General features: G+C 65.0%; 16 protein-coding genes. 3 read left to right on the top strand and 13 right to left on the bottom strand.

The window, feature by feature from the left end; genetic code table 11:
* Positions 1 to 70: 70 nt before the first annotated feature.
* The 7 genes from FB389_RS03060 to FB389_RS03090 form a co-directional block, all read right to left on the bottom strand.
* Positions 71 to 487, bottom strand: coding sequence for an acyl-CoA thioesterase (locus tag FB389_RS03060; protein WP_246043491.1), 417 nt, complete (start codon positions 485 to 487; stop codon positions 71 to 73).
* Positions 488 to 572: 85 nt separating this feature from the next.
* Complete coding sequence (locus tag FB389_RS03065) at positions 573 to 1,961, bottom strand: MFS transporter (RefSeq protein WP_142113474.1); 1,389 nt, start codon at positions 1,959 to 1,961, stop codon at positions 573 to 575.
* Between the two features lie 175 nt (positions 1,962 to 2,136).
* Positions 2,137 to 4,056 carry a glycerophosphodiester phosphodiesterase gene (locus FB389_RS03070; protein ID WP_170207844.1) on the bottom strand — a complete coding sequence of 640 codons (1,920 nt, stop codon included), beginning with the start codon at positions 4,054 to 4,056 and terminating at the stop codon, positions 2,137 to 2,139.
* 68 nt (positions 4,057 to 4,124) lie between these two features.
* The gene (locus FB389_RS03075) at positions 4,125 to 5,312 is read right to left on the bottom strand and encodes a pyridoxal phosphate-dependent aminotransferase (protein WP_142111305.1); all 1,188 of its coding nucleotides are present in this window, start codon (positions 5,310 to 5,312) and stop codon (positions 4,125 to 4,127) included.
* A gap of 96 nt (positions 5,313 to 5,408) precedes the next feature.
* The gene (locus FB389_RS03080) at positions 5,409 to 7,136 is read right to left on the bottom strand and encodes a lipase family protein (protein ID WP_142111306.1); all 1,728 of its coding nucleotides are present in this window, start codon (positions 7,134 to 7,136) and stop codon (positions 5,409 to 5,411) included.
* Positions 7,137 to 7,156: 20 nt separating this feature from the next.
* Positions 7,157 to 8,026 carry a histidine phosphatase family protein gene (locus FB389_RS03085; protein WP_142111307.1) on the bottom strand — a complete coding sequence of 290 codons (870 nt, stop codon included), beginning with the start codon at positions 8,024 to 8,026 and terminating at the stop codon, positions 7,157 to 7,159.
* Positions 8,027 to 8,245: 219 nt separating this feature from the next.
* Entirely contained in the window at positions 8,246 to 8,890 is a 645-nt protein-coding gene (locus FB389_RS03090; RefSeq protein ID WP_142111308.1) for a cysteine hydrolase family protein, read from the bottom strand.
* 224 nt (positions 8,891 to 9,114) lie between these two features.
* Here FB389_RS03090 and FB389_RS03095 point away from each other — a divergent pair, with 224 nt between their 5' ends.
* Complete coding sequence (locus FB389_RS03095) at positions 9,115 to 9,870, top strand: siderophore-interacting protein (RefSeq protein ID WP_246043492.1); 756 nt, start codon at positions 9,115 to 9,117, stop codon at positions 9,868 to 9,870.
* Positions 9,871 to 10,044: 174 nt separating this feature from the next.
* Positions 10,045 to 11,784 (top strand): alpha/beta hydrolase, encoded by a 1,740-nt coding sequence (locus FB389_RS03100; protein ID WP_170207845.1) that lies wholly within the window; start codon positions 10,045 to 10,047, stop codon positions 11,782 to 11,784.
* Here FB389_RS03100 and FB389_RS03105 read toward each other — a convergent pair.
* From FB389_RS03105 to FB389_RS03115, 3 genes are all read right to left on the bottom strand, one after another.
* Positions 11,762 to 12,430 (bottom strand): CueP family metal-binding protein, encoded by a 669-nt coding sequence (locus FB389_RS03105; protein WP_142111310.1) that lies wholly within the window; start codon positions 12,428 to 12,430, stop codon positions 11,762 to 11,764. The genes FB389_RS03100 and FB389_RS03105 overlap by 23 nt on opposite strands.
* 100 nt (positions 12,431 to 12,530) lie before the next feature.
* Positions 12,531 to 12,974 carry a hypothetical protein gene (locus FB389_RS03110; protein ID WP_142111311.1) on the bottom strand — a complete coding sequence of 148 codons (444 nt, stop codon included), beginning with the start codon at positions 12,972 to 12,974 and terminating at the stop codon, positions 12,531 to 12,533.
* 201 nt (positions 12,975 to 13,175) lie between these two features.
* Positions 13,176 to 15,209 (bottom strand): amidase, encoded by a 2,034-nt coding sequence (locus tag FB389_RS03115; RefSeq protein ID WP_246043493.1) that lies wholly within the window; start codon positions 15,207 to 15,209, stop codon positions 13,176 to 13,178.
* A gap of 352 nt (positions 15,210 to 15,561) precedes the next feature.
* Between FB389_RS03115 and FB389_RS03120 the strand changes: the two genes are divergently transcribed.
* Entirely contained in the window at positions 15,562 to 16,590 is a 1,029-nt protein-coding gene (locus FB389_RS03120) for a LysR family transcriptional regulator (RefSeq protein WP_142111312.1), read from the top strand.
* A 97-nt stretch (positions 16,591 to 16,687) separates the two neighbouring features.
* On the opposite strand, the gene FB389_RS03125 is transcribed toward FB389_RS03120, so the two are convergent.
* The 3 genes from FB389_RS03125 to FB389_RS03135 all read right to left on the bottom strand — a co-directional run bounded on the left by FB389_RS03125 (position 16,688) and on the right by FB389_RS03135 (position 19,163).
* On the bottom strand, positions 16,688 to 17,629 hold the full coding sequence (locus FB389_RS03125) for an NAD(P)-dependent alcohol dehydrogenase (protein WP_170207846.1): 942 nt from the start codon (positions 17,627 to 17,629) through the stop codon (positions 16,688 to 16,690).
* 69 nt (positions 17,630 to 17,698) lie between these two features.
* Complete coding sequence (locus FB389_RS03130; protein ID WP_142111314.1) at positions 17,699 to 18,724, bottom strand: NADP-dependent oxidoreductase; 1,026 nt, start codon at positions 18,722 to 18,724, stop codon at positions 17,699 to 17,701.
* Positions 18,725 to 18,776: 52 nt separating this feature from the next.
* Positions 18,777 to 19,163 (bottom strand): DUF1304 domain-containing protein, encoded by a 387-nt coding sequence (locus FB389_RS03135; RefSeq protein WP_142111315.1) that lies wholly within the window; start codon positions 19,161 to 19,163, stop codon positions 18,777 to 18,779.
* Positions 19,164 to 19,311 lie beyond the last annotated feature (148 nt).

The raw sequence follows: 19,311 nt of genomic DNA on the forward strand, positions 1-19,311 counted from the left end.
CTTGTCCGGATTTATCCCGATTGCCGGGGCACCTGCGCAAAGCGGCCCGGCGGACGGCGCAACCTAACAGTTAGAAGGCGTGCAACTGCGGAACGTCCCCGCAAAACTGCTCGAACGCGGCGCGTTCCTCGGCGGTGAAGGCCCTCGGTGCGCGGGACGCGTGATCCAGCTGCACCATGCGCGACCGCGCGCGCAGGTAGGTGGTCCCAGCGGAGCCCTCGTCCATAATCTCGTATGCAAAGTCCACCGACGATGTCCCGATTCTGGGCACCCAGACCGAAACCACGAACGGCTGTTGCCGAAACGTCAACGGCGACACGTAGTCAATTTCATGCTTGACGACCACAAGCAGCGACGCCGTCATCGCCCCGGACGCGTCAACACCCATATTCGGAAACAGCGCGAAACGCGCATCATCGAGATACCTCAGAAACGCCCCGTTGTTGACGTGCCCGAATAGGTCAACGTCGGACCACCGGACCCTCATCAGGACTCGACCGGGTTCGCATTTTCTCTCCCCGCAACCTCGATCAACTTGCGGAAAGTCCTGCTTTTCCATGGTTGCCACACCCCTATTCTTTTGCCCGCGGCGCCCGCCGCCGGGCGCCCATGTCAACTAGCGCGATCAGCAGGGCCAGCGCCAAGAACCCGGACACCGCCAGCATTCCGAACCGATACCCGTCCCGGAAGACACCCAGATCGCGTGCCTGGTGGCCGCCCTCGTGGTAGATGGTCGCGTAGAAGATCGCGAGGGCGACGGCGCTGCCGATCGCGGTCCCGATGCGCTGGCCAAGTTGTCCCACGGAACCCGCCAACCCACCATCGCGGATCGGCACGTGTCCCAGCGTCAATGCCTGGTTCGGGGCAACGACCAGGCCGCCGCCGGCCCCGGCAAGCGCCATGATCCCGGCCATCACCCATTCAACTATGCCCGCGGGAGCCCACGCCGCGGCCGCACCCATGCCCACCGTCGCGGCAAGTATCACGACAAGCCCGACAACGACCACGGGCCGACCGTGGTTGATAACCAACCGCCCCCCGTACCACGCGGAAACGGCGCTGACCAGCGCGAATCCGATGCTGACCATCCCGGCGTAGACCGGTTCGACGCCGACGCCCAACTGCAAGAAGAGCGTGGTCAGCAAGAACATGGCCGGAATCGCGGAGAAATACGCCGCGATCACCAAAGTCCCGTTCCGAAACGAGGAAATGCGGAAGAGCTTCAACGGGATCAGCGGCGCCTTGCCCGCAACCGCGTAGCGCCCCTCCCACCCCACGAAGACGGCAGCGGCCAGCGCGGCAACAGCCAGCAACCACCACCGCCGTGGGTCATCCGTGCTGGCGCCCGTGGTCAGCAGGAACGGCGTCATCAGCGCCGTCACCGTCACGCCGAACAAGAGGATGCCGACGGGATCGAGCGACAGCTTTTGTTTGGGACCGGCCTGCGAGTTTGGCAGCAGCCAGATCACCCCGGCTATGACCAGGAGCGCTAGCGGAACGTTCATCCAGAACACCCAACGCCACCCGTCACGCGCGCCACCCAGCGCGATCATGAGGCCACCAAGAGTGGGGCCAAACGCGGTGGAAACACCGATCACCGACCCGAACAACCCGAACGCCTTTGCGCGCGCGGGCCCCGTGAATACCTGCTGGATGGTCCCGACGACTTGCGGCATTTGGATACCCGCCGCAACGCCCTGCGCCAGGCGCGCCAGCAGCAGTTGCTCGGGAGTTTGCGCCAGGGCGCACGCGGCGCTCATGACCGCGAACAGCGGCAGACCGACCAGGAACAGCGTGCGCCTGGACCGCTGGTCCCCGAGGCGCCCCATCGGCACAAGCGCCAGCCCGAACGCCAGCACATACCCGGAAACGATCAGTTGCAGCTGGCTCGATGAAGCCCCCAGCGACGCTTCGACGGAGGGCAGTGTGACGTTGACCTTGCTGAGGTCGAGAATGGTCATTGCCGCCACCGACGCGGCAACGGCGAATGATCGCCACTGGTGAGTTGCTGATGTCGCGGCGGCTTGATTCACCCGACCAGCCTACTGGCACCCAACGCGGACCACCCGGTCACAGCGGTGTCTAGCGCGTCACGAACCCGTGGTTTCGCTCATTGAGGAACGAGGCCCGCCCCCCTTACGACCCTTGCACGTGCGACCAGACGGACCACGGATCATCGGACGAGAATCCGCCGAAGTCTGATCGTCCGATGAGCCCGATGACCTGTCCGGATTCGGTAACGCCGTAGGGAATCACGGACCCCCCGCCGTTCTTTTCCAGATACGGCAGCACGGTCGCCGCCATGTTCTTATACGAGCACCCCAACAGATCGCGGTACCCACCAGCGAACAAGGATTTCAGGCGCGCATTGACGGTGGCCGCGGGCGCTTGGAAGAAATCGGCGGCAAGGAGGCGGCGCGCGTTGATGTTCACGCCGCGCTGTTCTCCCTGCGCAAGGGCGTTGCGCACGCCCTCATCGCTGGTCGACTGCAAAATGGCGGTGTCCGCCAGGCCGCGGTCGGCAAGCTTGTTGACGACCTGTTTGACCAGCGCGGACGATTTTATATCGGCGATAAAGAGCACCCGACCGCCGAATTCGTCAAGGAACTGGTCGAAGGTCAACGGGGTGCCCGTCGGCCCGCCCTCGTATGCGGGCCCCGTTTCCAGCCGCGACCAGGTGGCCAAGTCGATGTCTTTGAGCGCGTATGAAGCACCCGGCGCCGCGGGGTCGTAAAGCGTGCGCCCTGTGGTCGTGTCGTGGTTCACGACAAGCGTGCCGTCTGCCAGGACGCGCAGATCCACCTCGACAGCAAATCCGGCCGCCGCGGCGGCCGCGTACCCCTCTTTCGATGACTCGGGGTACCTTGCGGGGCCGCCGCGGTGCGCCACGACAAAGGGCGCCGCCAGCGATCGCGCGCTCGCGTAGCTGTCGATCCCGAGCAACGGCCCGTTGGCTTCCAGCGTCGTTGTCGCGGTCACGGACGAGGACGCTCCGCTGGTTCCGGTACCAAGCTTTTCGGGCACCTGGATCCGCCACGAACTGGTTCCAGCCGGACGTTCGGGAAGCGTGAATGTCACCTTGCTGGCCCCGGCCTGGGGGCCCGCCTTCTTGGTTTTCTGGGTGACCCACCTGCCCAACCGAACCGAATACTCCTGCAGGTTGACCGTCCTTGACCGACTGGGGTTGATAACGGCGCTCACCGTGCCGGGGGTCCGGGACGTTGCGGAAATCTGTGACGTATTCGCTGCGACGCGTGAGATTGGCAGCGGCGCCACCTCAACCGTGAAGGCGGCGACTTCGCTGCGCGCCAACGTCGTCTTGTTGGCTGTCACCCGCCAGCGGGTCTGCCCGGGGGTTGAGGCTGCCACCTGGAATTTGACGGTTGCGCGTTTCGAACCGCTGATGCGCCGGACCTGTGCGGTTTGCCATCGGCTCCCCGCCAGTCGTTGTAACTTCACGACCCGTGCGCGCGCGGGCAGCACAGAAATAGACACGGCGAGTGGCCGACCCCGCACGGTGGAGAAGTTGCGTCCGGTCGCCAGCGTATCGCCCGCGCGCGGGCCCTTCTTCTTGACGGTGACCTGTTTTCCGCGCACCTGCGCCGAGACGACTGCCACGGGTCGAAACCGCGACGTGACAGCGAATGACCCCCGGTAGGCACCCGATTTCCACGTGAGCCTGACACTGCGCGCGCCTTGGCGCCAACGTTTGGCGGGTTTCGATGACTTGCGGACGGCGACCCGCACGGTCTTGTACTTGCCCGCGTGCTTGGCGTTCACGCTGACCGAGTATCGAGACTTAATTGCTCCGCTCTTGGCGATGCGGGATGTCGCGGAAACCTCAATTGCGGGACGAGGCCCCGCCTGCGCGTTCCCCGCCGCCGCAACGTGCAGCGCCCATATTCCCGCCAGTGCAACCACGGCTACGGCCACCGCCGTAAAAAGGCGTGCGCATCGCGCGGAGCGGAAGCGGGCCGGCACGCCATGCGCCGCGCGCGGCGTCAACTGGAGTCGGGGGTTGGGCCCCAAAACTCGCGGGGTTTGGGAAGGTGGCACCCGGATAGTGTAGCCAGTGCGCCTCGCGGACTGCATTCGGGTCCGGCGGTGCAAGCGCACACGTGCCTTCACACACTTCGCGCCGGTGATAGCTCACGGCTCATCCGGGCGCGGTCCAACGCTGCGAGCAGCCGCCTGAGCCCCTCGCGGAGGGTCCCCGGCGAGGCTGTCAACGAGATACGCAGCCACCCCTGCCCGCGCTCACCGAAGGCCGTTCCCGGAGCGACGGCGACCTTGTCCCGTTCAATGAGGTCCATGGACCACCCGTAGACATCGCCGCCGCACCAATCTCGCACATCAACCCACACGTAGATGCCGCCCCCGTCTGTTGCGTAGGAGATTCCTGCCTGGTCGAGGGTGTCGCACACCAAGCGGCGGCGTTCCTCGATGGCGTTGGCAGCCGCCCCGACCGCATCCTGCGGGCCGCGCAGCGCGGCCAGCGCGGCGTATTGGGCCGGCAGATTCACGCAGGAAATCAGGGATTCCTGCAGCATCGGCATATACCGGTTGAGGGACGAGGGAACCACCAGGGTGCCCACGCGGACTCCGGTCATCGCGTAGGTCTTGGAGAATGATTCCAAGCAAAGCACTCGTCCATCATCGTCGTGCTGCAACGCGGACGCGAAGGTTCCCGCGCCCGGGAACGCGGAATAACATTCGTCGGAAAACACCCACAGGTCGTACCGGCGAGCCAGGTCGAGCAGGCGGCGCATCAGTTCCGGATCGATCACTGCGCCCAGCGGATTGGAGGGCGAATTGAGGATCAATACGCGCGTTTCGTTCGTTATGAGGGCTTCGAGCGCGGCGGGATCAGGTAAGAATCCGCCCGCGGCGGTCAGCGGATAGGGAACAACGATCCCGCCCAGCAGCGTGGTCGTGGTGGCGAATGGTGGGTAGCCCGGGTCCGGCACCAAGACCTGCGACCCGCGAGTGACGGTAGCCATGAGTGCCAGGGCGATCCCCTGCGCTCCCCCCGCGGTCACCCACACGCGCGACGAATCTATGTCCACGCCCAGCCGTTCGCTTCGCTCGCGCGCCACTTCCTTGCGTAGGTCCGCGATCCCGCCACTGGGCGTGTAGTGAGTGGCGTCGCGCTGGTAGGCGGCCATCCCGGCTTCGCGAATGTGGGCGGGAACCGCCCAATCGGGTTCGCCGACGGACAAGATCGATACGCCTGGGACCGTCCACGCCTTTTCCGTGACGTCGCGGATCTGTGAGGCGGAGGCGGTCGATAGGTGTGAAGCGGGTGCGGGCATGACCCGAGGCTAGTCGGGCAAGCGCTCATGCTTGTGGCGAGAACGTAACAGGCAGGTGTCGCGGGAGGCCAGCATCGCCACGGTGACCGCGGGCCCCTATTCGCAATGGCTCGCGCCGGAGATGTGGGCACCGTCCGGGTCCTCGAGCCAGGCGATCAGGTCGTCTACCAGCGGCGATGACTCTGAGATCACTCCCATGTGGTCGTACCCGGCGTACTCGACGGCGGTGGTGGTGGTACCCGCCTGGCAGGCCCGCTCCTTCATCGCGCGCTGGATCGCGATCGGAACCACTTGATCGTCGGTCCCCTGCCCCAGGAATAGCGGGGCGGCCATCTTTCCGCTCGCGATGTTTTGGGCTAATCGGTCGTGGACGGGGCCTGTATCAAAGTCGATCGAATACAGGCCCGTCGAATCAAACGCCGTCACCCCGGCCACCGACAGCGCCGCCGCCGTCATGAGCGGATCGGTGGCGCACCTGCTAGCCACCTGGTCAACGATGACCCGCGCCCCCGGCCGCACCATGCCCGGCAAGGAAACATCCGCGTATTCTTGCGCGTACGGCACCAGAACATAGGGTGCGACAACGCTGCCGATCAACGATCCTTTGTCGCCCATGATGTCGCGGGAAAGCGTGAGCGGGTCCGCCGCGGCGGAGAGTGCGGCGACGGCCCGGATCGTGAACTCCGGCGCGTAGGTGCCCGCAATCTGGGCCGCCCACAGCGTGGCATGGCCGCCCTGCGAATGGCCGGCCAGGTAGACCTGGTCGGTCGCCGCGACCTGCGGCAGTTCTTGCACCGCGCGCACCGCGTCCAGGGTGGCCCGACCCTCGCCTTCGCCGATCAGATACGGATACCTGCCCGCCGTTCCCTGCCCCGGGTAGTCCGTGGCGACCACGGTGTACCCGCGGTCGATGAGCTGCCCTATGCCAGGAATTGCGGTTTCCGACAGCGCCGTTGCGGTCAGGCTCGGTGCGCACTCGCGCGAGACGCCGGTCGTGCCGTGCTGCCACGCCAAGATCCGGGATTCCCCCGACTCGGCGCTGCGCGGGATCGCCGCGACGGCGCTGGCCGTGGCCGCGCTGCCGTCCGCCCGGGTTGTCGCGTAAATGAGCAGGAAGGCGTCCGCGTCCGCGGGGGCTTGTCCCGCATATGGCTCGTACGCAAGCAGCGTTCCCGGCAAGGAATTACCGGGTTGCAGCCCGTACGCCTCTGGAATGGATGGGCGGTCGGCGGCAGCGCGGATGACAACGCCAGCCGCGGCCAGCGAAATTACAAGGACGAGTCCCGCCACCGCCCACGCTGCTGTCTGCCAGACGATGCGGCGGATTCTGCGAGGCGGGCGGTCCGCCGGGACGCTGGCGGGCGCCAGCGCTAACGCAATAGCCCCGAGCGCAATGGCGTAGCTGCACGCCAGCGTCATGGCATCGGGCACCCACACGGCAAGGACCGCCCACGTCGCCGCCGTCGCGGTCCACACCCAGGCTCGCGCCCTGGCGGAAGCGGAGGTCGCGGCGGAAGCGGAAGCGGGGGCGGCGGCGGTCACGGCGGAAGCGGAGGCGGCGGCGGTCGCGGCGGAAGCAGCGGTCGCGGCGGAAGCGGAGGTCGCGGGGGCGGATCGCAGTGCTCTGTGCACCCCCACCACTGCTCCTATAGCGCCGAGCGCAACCGGGAGAAGGCGGGAGAACTCGTCCTCAAATCTGCCGGGTACAACCCAGGTTCCCGCGGCCGCAAGCGTGAGGGGTCGCACGATCAGCACGCCGGCGGCAGCGACAAGCAGCACTCGATCGATCACCCGCGACCACGGGATAGGGCGGGTATGCTGCATCGTTTAGGTCCCTCTTCGTTCTATCGTTGACGTTGCGCGTCGGCCCCATCACGCGCCACACACAAATCATCCGGCTGCGCCAACAAGTGTTCAGCTTCCGCTATCGCACCCAGCAGGTCATCATCCGTGTAGCGGCGCCGCGCGAAGTCCTGCCATTCGCTAACGTGGGTCCCCCACGTGCCGTCCGCCTCTTGCACGGGGTACGCCGACCGAACCCACCGTAACCGGTTTGCCTGTTCACCCGTGACGGGGTCAAGGCGCGTGTAGTGGAAGACGTGACAGTTGTGGATTTTGTAAGCGGGGTCCTTGTCATGCCGAACGAAGCGTTCATCGCTCCACCGCTGCAAGACTAGCCGCGTTGCCCAGATGAATTCGCCGTGCGATACAACGATGACCTTATCGCCGGAGCTTTCGCGATGCAGGGTACTGAGCAGGTTGCGCACCCTATTCTCAGCGACGTCGGCGATCGATTCCCCGCCCTCGGGCGCCCAATACAGCGGGTCCGCCTCACGCAGGGCGTAGGAGCGGGGGCGCTCCTCAATGAACTGCGACCAGGCCATGGTGCCGATGACTCCCCAGTCGCGTTCACGCACGGACCGGTTGAGTTCCCAGGCGCCGCTTAGGCGTAGGTTGCCTGCGGTTTCACGCGTACGCACGTAGGGAGAAACGATGTACCTGTCGAACCCGTCGCCGAATTCTCCCACCAGCCACCGCCCGATCTGCTGGGCCTGCGCAACACCCTGCGGCGTCAAGCGCCAGGACCTGTCGGGGAGGGTAACTAGTTGCTCGGAGTTTTCATAGAAGCTGTCGTCTCCGCGTTTGGACGCCGATTGGACAATGTTCGCTTCCGATTGTCCGTGGCGCACCAGGACTAGGTCATTGGGCATCATGAGGTCAGGCTCCTTTCTCCGCGATTCTTTCACGGTTGGATCGAAAGGAACCGGACCTTAGGTGCGGGCCAACGTCGCGTCACGTCACGTCACGATATATCGCGTCGCGCCACGTCACGTCATATCGCGTCGCATCGCATCACGACATATCGCGTCACGTCGCAAGCAAACCCGGATTGGAACCGAACTCAAGCGAAAGCCCCACCCCCGGGGCGCGGGTCAGTAACCGCGGGTTGCGTCCGCGATTTTTTCGCCGCTAAGCGAGGCGATGAAGTCGGCTGTCTCCATCGGGTTCGAAAACATCGGGTAAGTGAAGGACGTTGCCGCTTCCTGCTCGGCAAGGGAAGTGGCGGCCGTCGCATCAGTGAGAGTGACGACCTTGTACCCCTTTTCGTACGCGGACCGCATCGTTGACTCGACACAACAGTTGGTCAAAAATCCCGCCAACGCAATTTCTGTTATTCCCTTCGAACGCAAAATGAAGTCGAGGTCGGTGGACCAAAATGCGTCCAACCCCCGTTTGCCCTCGATGAGGATGTCGCCCGGTTGCGGCGAAAGCTCCTCGATGATCTCCACGCCCCAGGTGCCCTTGACAAAGGATGACGAGTCAACAACGCCTTTCAAGATTCCGTACGGGTGTTTAGTTAGCTCGCCGTACCCTTCGGCGAAGCTGATTGGGGTGTGAAACACCGTGCCACCGGCTGCGCGCACGGCCTCGGCCGCGGCCACCGCGTGATCCACCATCCCCGTCGTTTCCATGACTTCTTTCACCGCGTCATGCAGGGAGCCTCCCGGGGAAGCAAAATCGTTCTGGAATTCAATGAGGACCAGACCCAGGTCCGGTCGCTGTTGCGTGTGAGACATCGAAAACCGCCCTCGAAATATTACGGCCCTGATGCATCCGGCATCGTTGCCGTCACTTGTACTTTTCAGCATATGCCGCGAAGTCCCGCCGCGCCAGACCGAAATCGCAGGCGAATCAACACCGCAACCACCCCGCCGCAGAACCCAGGACACGACTACGTGCTTCACCCTGCGGTACGCTCAGTAACAAAGGCTTACCTAACTATTGACGATGAGGTACCGAAGTGGCTGAAACCCTCAACCTCGGCTCCGCACCCGCGGGATTCCGCTTTGAGCGCCGCCCCGCTGAGATGCGCCGACGTCTGGTGACGTTGAGTGAACGCACGTTGATTGCCCGCGATTGCGTCCGGGTCCGTGTTGCGGGCAGCGACCTGCGCGGATTCGGCGCGAACAGTGGCATCGATGACCACGTTCGGATCTTTTTTCCGGGGGATGCTGCCTCCGCCTCGGATCCGGGTGATTGGCCGAGCCGAGAGTACACCCCGGTTGCGTGGGCGGATGACTGGTTGGATTTGGAGTTTGTGCTGCACGGATCCGGCGTTGCGAGCGAATGGGCCGGCGCCGCGCCGATTGGTTCACAAGTCGTATTGGGTGGCCCGCGCGGTTCCGTTCACTTTTCCGGCAATCCCGCGCAATGGTTGATCGCGGGCGATGAATCCGCGGTCGCACAAATTCGGCGCTACGCGGCAGCGATGCCGCCTGGCGCCGACGCACGCATCGTGATCGAGGTGGCCGATTCGAACCACGAAGTACCAGTCGAAGCCCCGTGCGCCATCACCTATGTCCACCGCGGTACCCGCCCCCCGGGCGACGCGCTGGTGGCCGCACTCCGCGAAACATCGCCGCTACCCCGCGCCGAATCATTTGCCTTCGTCGCCGGCGAGCAGTCTGTGGTTTCCCCCGCCCGAAACCTCGTCTTCGACGACTGGGGTCTGTCGGACACGCAAGCTATCGTCAAGGGCTACTGGCGCCGCGCCTGACCCGAGCGGCGCTGCAAATACTGTCTACACGACGCCGTACTTGACCGATCCCTGTTCCCGGTAGGATCGGAAGTGTCTTGCACCCTCCACACGGCACAGTTGTGGCGGTGAATCCGGACCTTGATGGCCCCATCTCCCACTCCAGCAACTAGCGCCTCCGTGAGGAAATCGCCCGTGACGCCTTCCCCGCAAACAGCTTCCCCCGCGCCGGGCGCGCGCCTGCGCATCCGCTACTTCGAATACCTGCACCGGCTCAGCGTCACCGGCCTGGTGTTTGCGGCGCTGGCCGGGTTGTGGTCGTTCACTCCGTCGCTGCTGCCGCGCACGTGGTGGGTGCAGGGGCTTGTCACGGGCCTTGCGGCCATCACCGCGTATGGAATCGGAACGCTGAGCGTGTGGGTCGTGCGCGGCTTCGATATCCGCGACCGGCTGGACAGGCCCCGAGCGCGGCGAGTCGCGTTTCGGACCGTCGCCGCCGGGCTGCCCGTCCTTCTCATCCCGGTGCTGATCCTGTCGCTCACCTGGCAGATTCGCCAGCGCGAGCTTTTGAGCATGCCCGCCGTTTCGACGCTGGGTGTGATCGCGTATTTCGCGAGCGTCCTGATCGTGCCCGCGGTATTTGTGCCGGTGCTGGGTTTAGCGCGCGCGATTCGCAGATGGTCGGTTCGCTTGGGGCATTACTTCCGACGAGCGCTCCCCGCCCGGCTCGCTACCGTCACTGCCGCGATTGTGGTCGCTTCGCTCACCTATGGTGTCATTTCCGGGGTTCTGGTGCGTTCGATCGTGCGCGGTTTGGACGGCTCCTTTCAGGCGGCCGCGCACCTGGTCGACCCGGGTCTGACCGCGCCAACCAGCGCCCTGAAATCGGGCGGCCCAGACTCTGTAGTGAATTGGTCCGACCTGGGCCGGGAGGGCCGCCGTTTCGTTACCCGCGGCCCGTCCAGCGCGGACATAGCTTCGTTCGAACAGGAACGGACGGCGCCCGCAGCCGCGGCGAGCGTATCCGAACCCATCCGCGCGTACGCGGGCCTGACGGATTCCATCGATTCCGCGGCAGCCCTGGTCGTTGCGGAACTCGATCGGACCAAGGCATGGGACAGGGCCGCCATCCTGGTCGTAACAACGACCGGGTCGGGCTGGATCGACGAATCCCTGGTGTCATCTTTCGAATACCTGCATGCCGGGAACACGGCAACGGCCGCGATGCAGTATTCGTATCTGCCGAGTTGGATGGCGTTCCTGGGTGACCGAGAGACTCCCCCCGAGGCCAGCTCGGCGCTGTTTTCGGCCATCTGGGAGCGTTGGTCCCAGCTGCCAGAGTCTACGCGCCCGCGTCTCTACGTCGCCGGATTGTCGCTGGGATCGTACGGGATGCAGGCGGCGTTCTCGTCGGTGGATGACTTGGTGGCCCGAACTGACGGTGCCGTCTTTGCCGGCACGCCCTACTTTGTGCCGATGTGGAAAGACCTCACCGCCGAGAGGGACCCGGGCACGACGCAGGCCGAGCCGATAGTCGACGGAGGTACGCGGGTCAGGTTCTACACCGGCGACGCCGACCAATTGGCGGGAACGTGGCATTCCCCGCGCATCGCCTACCTGCAACACGGCACGGACGGGACCACCTGGTGGTCCCCGTCGATCATGTTCACCGAACCAGCATGGATGAACGAGCCGCGCGCTCCCGGTGTCATGCCGCAAACCCGCTGGTTCCCGGTGGCGAGCTTTTGGCAGGTAGCGTTCGATCTCTTCTTCGCTGCGGGGTCGGACGTACCGATGGGAGCGGGGCATCACTTCCAGCTCGAATACGTGGACGCGTTTGCCAAGGTGTGCCAGCCAGCAGGGTGGACCGATGCCGATTCCACCCTGCTGCGCCGGCACATTGGCGCGGAGCCTACGACAGTTTCAGAGTCGTGAGGCAGGTCAGATCCTCATCGCTCGTTGTTGCGAGCGTTGCGGTTGCCTTGCCCTGCGCCGCCTCGATCACCAGGTCGTACGATCCACCCTTCGGCAGCCAGATTCCAACGAATCCGTTGTCGTAGGTGGTCGCGTCCTCATCGATGACGGTTTGCCCCGATGCGGCGTCGGTCACCGTGACGTGAACTGGCTCATTCGCCAGCTCGCCCTTGCACGTTGCCAGGTTGTGGAAATAGCAGTCGTGATTCTTGTTCACGTACGGCGCCAGGGATACGTAGGTCTTGTCGCTGGGCATGTCGACCGTGTCTTCACCCGTCGCATCCGTGATGACAATGTTTGCGGGGCGCACCGATACGCTCAGGCCCTCCGGCCGCTGGGAGACCGGGAGCTTGTCCAGCCAGGCGATGATCTGGTCGGCGGGCAGCGCCGCGATGTTCTCGCGCGTGACGGCTTTGCCGTCGGTGGCCGCATCCGGGGCGCTGTCAGTCTGCGCCGCCGCGGGCGATGATGCTGTGGCGGCCGCCGATCCGGCGTCGCTGGCAGTCGGTTCTTGCGACCCGCATCCGGTCAGGACTGCGCCACCGAGCGCGAGTGCGATTGCGATCGTGCCCAGGCGTAGGCGCGCGGGTGTGGTTGAAAATGACATGAGAGTTCCTTTGCATAAGTTCTTGTTGACGGAAAGATCGCTCGCTGCCCCGCCGCGCTTCGACCGTGTGTCGAGGCGCCCTTGCGGGGCACGCAGCGGCCTACGTCCTGCTAATGCAAAGGTCCGCGAGGTCGGGCGCTTGCCGATCGGGTTGTTGTTCGCCGCGTCCCCGGGTGTCAGCTACGGGGCGCGGTTCGTAAAACCGCAGCCGGAATTCGCGCGGCGGCGCGACGTGAACCGGGGCGGGAGTCGACGCGGTCTGAACGCATCCACCAACCTGAGCCGATTCGCGAACCGTGCAGTTTCCGCACACATGCCCCGGGGCGTCATTTCCGGTTTGCATCCCCTCGCCTGCCCCCACGCCGTGGTGGGACGCCGCGACGGTCATGCCAGTGAGGGAAGACGCGGCTGCGGCTTGCGGCGAGGCATGCATGGTAAGCAACCCCATCACGGCAAGCGCGCCCAACATCAGACCGGCGAACAGCACGAGGTTGCGGGTCGCCTCGACCCGCAACCTCACGAAAGCCGTGCCGTAGCGCCTCATGCCGGCGAGTCTAATCCCTAGCGCTGACATCACCGTGGGGCCAACGTCCACCGCGCGTGATGCTGCCACCGCACCCGCGGCCACGCCAAACGCTCGGCGCACCCGGCCACCACACCCGGCCACCGCACCCGCGGCCACGCCCAACGCTCGGCGCACCCGGCCACCGCACCCGCGGCCACGCCAAACGCTCGGCCCACCCGACTACGGCACCTGGGGCAGCGCGATGGTGAGAATACGGGCATCCGTGTGGCCCGCCTTCACCACGACCATCACCTCGGCAAAGAGCCGGTCGCGGGCCAGGGAAACTCGTCCGCTAAAGACACCTGGATCGCCTTCCACCGGCGCCAGAATGTGACCGTCCGCCCACACGCGGATGCCTTCACCCCTCGCTCCGCTCACCTCCACGCTGACGACCCACGATCTGCCCTCCGCGCGCACGCTACCGCTGACGGAAAGGTCGGGGGCGGGGGCGGGGGCCTCGTCGGAGGTAATGACCTCGATGTGGTTGCTGGGCAGTGTAGGTGTCAGGAACGCCGGTTGCCGGTTGCGAGTCGCGGATTCGTAGGCGGCTGCGTAATCGAGCAGGGAATCGTCGCTGTAGGCGGGGCCCGCGAAGGTGAGATTCACCGGCATCTGGATGTCCTCCATGAACCCCATCGGCACCGAAACGGTCGGGATTCCCAGGTGACGGATGACCCGGTTGCCGTTCGAATACACCACCCCGTTGCGCGATGCGTCCGCAAGCGATGCGGCATTTGTGAACAGATCGACCCGGCCAACATCGCCGTTGGCGGGGAAGACGATCAGATCAAGATTCTGGTCCGTCATCCACTGCTCGAAATCGACCTTTCGCGCCTGCTCCAGGCCGCGCAGCAGGTGGTCAAAGCCCTCGATGTCCGCGAGCGAATCGGGTATACCCGCCTTGACGATTTCGGCCAGGCGCTGCCAATCGAACCCTCCCTTGGCCCGGGTGATCCACACCGACCACGGTTCGTCCGCGATCGGAAATACGGTGTCGCCGTCAACGTCGGCCCAGGTGTGCAGGTTGGGGTCGTTATTGATCCGCAAGAAGTCGTCCAGCACCTTCGCTGTCACCTCCCCGCCCTCCAGCGAACGCCAGTTTGGCGGGACCAACCCGCGGGCCGCGAGGCCCTGCGCACCCGGGCGGTCCTCTTCGTAGTTCTGCATCGCGGGGAAGTCGACCTCAATCACTTCCGCGCCCAGGGCACGCAGGTCGTCCGCCGCTGCGTCCCACAGGCGTCGCACCGTGGGGCGGATCACCGGTGGGTCGATGGGGACAAGGTCGGCACCGATGAAAATCTTCGGCACGCCGATGCGCAGGCCGTCAAGGCGTTCGGGGCGCGGGCGGGCGATCGGTTTGCTGAACACGTCCTCGGGGCGCGGCAGCGGCACGACTTGTTGTTCGCGCCAAAAGTCTCCCTCGGCCACCGGATCGGTCACCGCGAGTACCTCGAGCAACTGTTCCAAATCGTCCACCGTGCGGGTGTGGGTGACCACGACGTCGCAGGTGGGGCGAAGCGGCCAGTTGCCGCGGATCGATAGGACGCCGCGGGACGGCGTGTAGGCGACAAGCGCGTTGTTCGATGCGGGCGCGCGGCCGGAGGAAACCGTCTCTTCCGCCATGCCGAATGCGCACATGCTGGCCGCCGTGGCGGTACCCGACCCGTTCGAGGAACCGGACCCGTATGCCGCGGTGAGGTATTGAGGGTTGTACGGACTGCGCGCGTAGTCATAGAGTCCCGGCTGCATTCCACCCGCGGCCATGGGCGGCATATTCGTCTTGCCGATCAAAATTGCGCCCGCCTCCTTGAGTTGCGCAACCGTGGCGGCATCGTCGGTGGCGATCAGGTCGGCGAGCGCGGGACTGCCCGAAGCGACCGTCAGGCCCTTCGCCTTGTAGCTGTCCTTGATCGTAAATGGGATGCCTTCTAACCTGCCGATTGCCCCGGTGCGGCGGCGGCGATCCGATTCCGCGGCCTCTTCGAGGCAGTGCGGGTTGAGCACCGCGATCGCGTGCAGGCACGGTCCAGTGCGGTCGTAGTACGCGATGCGGTTCAAGTACGCGCACACCAGGTCGACGGAGGTGATCCGTCCGGCGTCAAGTTCTTGGAGCATGTCGGCGATGCTCATTTCTACGACATCGATGCGGGTCACTGCGTGGTGCCTTCCCGCCCGGCGCGCATCGCCGGGCTTGCCTGCCGCACCGAGTTTCATGTCACGCCTGCTCGGTGCGTTGTGTGGATCGGGTCGTGGCTGCCCGTGGGCCCCGTGTCACGGGCCTGCTATCGATCCTATGAATCGCAATGGCACGGTTGTGCAAGGATCGTGTTAAATCTTCGCTTCCTGCGGCTGTGGGTGGCTTGGCGCACGGGGACGCGGAGCGATGCGGCAGATGGGTGCGCGGGCGTGCCGGCTCCGAGCATCTCGCATCACGGGCACACAACACCAACAATTACCCTACTGACTTAGTATGGAATAGCATGAGGCAGCCGCCCCGACCAGGAGCCCCTATGAATCATCCGCCTTCCACCAGCGTATTGCGCATGCTGCCCGACGCTGCCTCCGCATGAGCAAATCACTGGAACTGCCCCACCTGCGCAGCCTTGTTGCCGTTGCCGATCACGGCGGGTTTTCACGCGCAGCGACGGCCCTGCACGTGAGCCAATCGACGATTAGCCAACACGTGCGGTCCTTGGAACGCGCGACCAACGCTGCCGTCGTCGAAAAGCAGGGGCGCAACGCCCGCTTCACCACACACGGTCAGCGGCTCCTCACCGAGGCCCGCAACATCCTTGCCGTGCACGATGAGGCGCTAGGAAGACTTACCGCGGCCGCTGCGCCTACCCTAGTAATCGGCGCTACCGATACCGGGTCCGACCATCTGCTCGCCACAACACTGCGAGCGCTTCACAGCGCGTACCCGCACCGAGCGATACAGGTCATCGTTGACCGCCCGGCGGCGATCGCCGCAGCGGCCGCCAGGGGAACTATCGATTTGGCTGTGGGGTTGGGCTTCCCGGGCGATTTTGCCCAGCCGACCGGGACGGTCGCGCTCCGGTGGTACCAATCCGCCTACACGCCGCCCCGGCGCGGCAAGGATCCGACGGATGGGCGACAAATAGGCGCGGAACCACCGGGCATACAAGCGGCCGATGAAACCGTCGTCGGCGCAGATCCGCAAAGTGAACCAACCGCCGGTTCGCTAGCACTGGCAACCGCTCCCCGCGCCAGCATTGCACTCGTTACACACTTCGAACCATGCAGCATCCGCCGCCTTGCAGTGGCCGCGCTCAGTGCTGCGGGATATGCGATCGAATTCACTGCAGAATCCGCTACGAGCGTCGGTGTCATCGCTGCCGCACGCGCCGGGCTCGGGGTCGCGGTGTTACCTGCGACGGAACGTATTCCAACCGGACTGGAACCGGTCGAATCGCTCCCACCACTGGGTGAAATCAGCCTGTATCTGCAGATCCGTGAGGGGTTGGATCCGGCAATCGCCGCCACCGTTCGGTCCGCTATTTCCGGCACCCTTTCAAAGTCGGCAAATTTTACCGACCTGGGTGAGCGCCGCGGCGTCGCCTCGCAAACCGTCTAACTTCACGCACCAACGCCGGCCCACCTGCCAATAACACGTGCCAATGACACCTGCCGCTGACCCGATTCCGCTGACACCAAGACGATCGACGCGCCAATCAGCCGCCTGTTTTAGGCACCCGCGCCACCAACGCGAGTTTGCCGCGCACCTTGCCTTGTTCCAACACGGCGTAGGCGTCTTGCGCCGCAGCCAACGGGAAATCACGCTCGATCCGCACGCCCAGCTTGCCGGTCGCCATCCACTCAGCCAGGGTCGCAAGGTCGGCGTGATTGACCCGGGTCATGATGGTCTTTGCCTTAAAGCCGCGCACCTTTGCTCCTAGTGCACGGCGAATAATTGGACCGCCCGGACCAAGCAACCTGCCGCCGCTCAGCGCCCCAATGGTCACGACGGTCCCGCCGGGGCGCAGCATCGAACGAAGTGTGCGCGCGGATGCGGTGCAAACCGTGTCGATGACTAGATCGTAGGGACCAATTGGGGTCTCGCCACGGGTGTAATCGAACACCGCGTCGGCGCCCAGTTCCTCCATCATGTCGACATTTCGGGACGAGCACACCGCCTCCACAGCCCCAGCCCCCATGAGGTGCGCGATTTGCACGGCCAGGTGCCCGACTCCGCCGGAACCTCCCCACACCAGCACGCGATGGCCGGGACGCATTGCGCCCGCATCACGCAGTGCCTGCAGCGCGGTCAGACCCGCGAGCGCCACTGCGGCACCGTCTTGGTCCGGGACCGAATGCGGAAGACGCGCAATCCACTGGGGTTGCGCAACCACAAAGTCCGCGATCGCACCGGCGACCTGCACTGCTGCGGGTATTGTCCCAAAAACGCGCTCGCCGACCCGGTATTCGCTGACCCCCGGTCCAATTTCAGTGATGATGCCAGCGAAGTCTTCACCAACGCCGCGCGGCTCCCCCGCCTTTGACCGTGTTTTGAGGCGAAGCACCCACGGGTCCCCGCGGTAGATGTGCCAGTCGACGGGGTTGACGGAGGCCGCGCCTACGCGCACCAGGACCTGACCCGGCCCGGGTACTGGCATTGGTAGCTCACGCCACGAAAGGCCGCGCGGATCGGTGTAATTCGCGAACGTCAGTGCCCGCATCGCGCGCTACTTTTCGGCATCACCGACGCGCACCAGCATCTTGCCGGTGTTGGCCCCGCGCATCATGGTGACGAACGCGTCCACGGTGTTGTCGATGCCGTCAACGATGGTCTCGTCGAATGAAATCTTCCCTGCGCTGAACCACGCGGTCATTTTTTCCTGGAATTCCGGCGCCAGCCCAAGATATGCGGCCAACGTGAAGCCCTTGAGGGTGAGTCCGCGGGTGATGATGTTTGACATATTGTCGGGGCCAACCGCGCGCTCGGTGGTGTTATAGGACGAGATCGCCCCGCACAGTGCGGCGCGTCCTTTGTCATTGAAAGCGTCCAAGGCTGCCTCAAGATGGTCGCCGCCGACGTTGTCGAAGAACACGTCGATGCCTTCCGGCGCCGCCTTCGCTAGTTGTCCTCGCACATCGCCGTCCTTGTAATTGAACGCCCGGTCGTAGCCGTACTTTTCGGTCAGCAAAGCCACCTTTTGTGCGCTGCCCGCCGACCCGATGACCCGCTTTGCGCCCAGGAGCTTAGCGATCTGACCGGCGGCGGTGCCCACTGCCCCGGCCGCACCGGAGATGAACACCGTTTCGCCCGGCTTCATGCCGGCCACCGCGGTCAGACCCGCGTACGCGGTCATGCCGGTCATGCCCAAGATGTGCAGGCGCAGCGAGAGGGACAGGCCGGGCACATCAGGGACGGCGCGGAACGAGTCTGCGGGGCCCTGTGCCAGATCGGACCATCCGTGCTGGTGCAAGACGGCTGTTCCGACGGGCAACTGACCCGAGCGCGATTCGATGACCCTGCCCACGGCCCCACCGGTTATCTGGGCGCCGATTGCGTAGGGAGCGACGTAGCTGCGGGTGTCGTTCATGCGCCCTCGCATATACGGGTCAACGGAGACGAACTCGTTGCGCACGCGGACCTGCCCCGCTTCCAGGTCGGGAAGGTCAACGCTGGCGACGGTGAAATTGTCGGGGGTGGGCCAGCCCTGCGGGCGAGATGCTAGTTGGATCGAGGTGCTGCGCGCGTGTGACATTCGGACAAAATTCCTTCAATTGTTGTTTGGTGGATTAGCGGGCGGTTTGCCACTAGGCGACGAGTCCGATTACGACCGCTATCACCCCGAGCGCAGGGATCACTCCCTGCTTGAGTGCGGCGCCGCGCTTCGAAGGGCTGGACAGATACAAGACCGTCGCAGCCGCGGCCATGGACCCCGCACCCGCCAGCACCAGCGCCGCGCCAACCGCTGCGCTGCCGGTGAACGCGATGACGCCGCCGACTACGACCGCGAGCGCCAGGAACAGGTTGTAGAACCCCTGGTTATACGCCATTTCCTTCGTGTCGATCGCTTCCTGTTCACTCATCCCAAACGTTGCGCGTGTCTTTTGAGAGGTCCACGCGATCGACTCCATGTAGAAGATGTAGACGTGGACCAGTGCAGCGATGAGGGCCAGGACTATTCCTGCTGTCAGCATGATTGATTCCTTGAGGGTGTTCTGTTGGTGGGTGCGGGTGGGCGGCTGCGTGTGCGGGTGTTTAGGCTGTCGGCCGTTTCAGCGGGTGGCCCGCCATCCGTTGTTGCGGGCGGGGCCACCCCGGAAACGAGTTTGTCCGGGGACGCTC

The sequence above is a fragment of the Rarobacter incanus genome (genome assembly GCF_006715765.1).
In the GTDB taxonomy this organism is placed as follows: Bacteria; Actinomycetota; Actinomycetes; order Actinomycetales; family Cellulomonadaceae; genus Rarobacter; species Rarobacter incanus.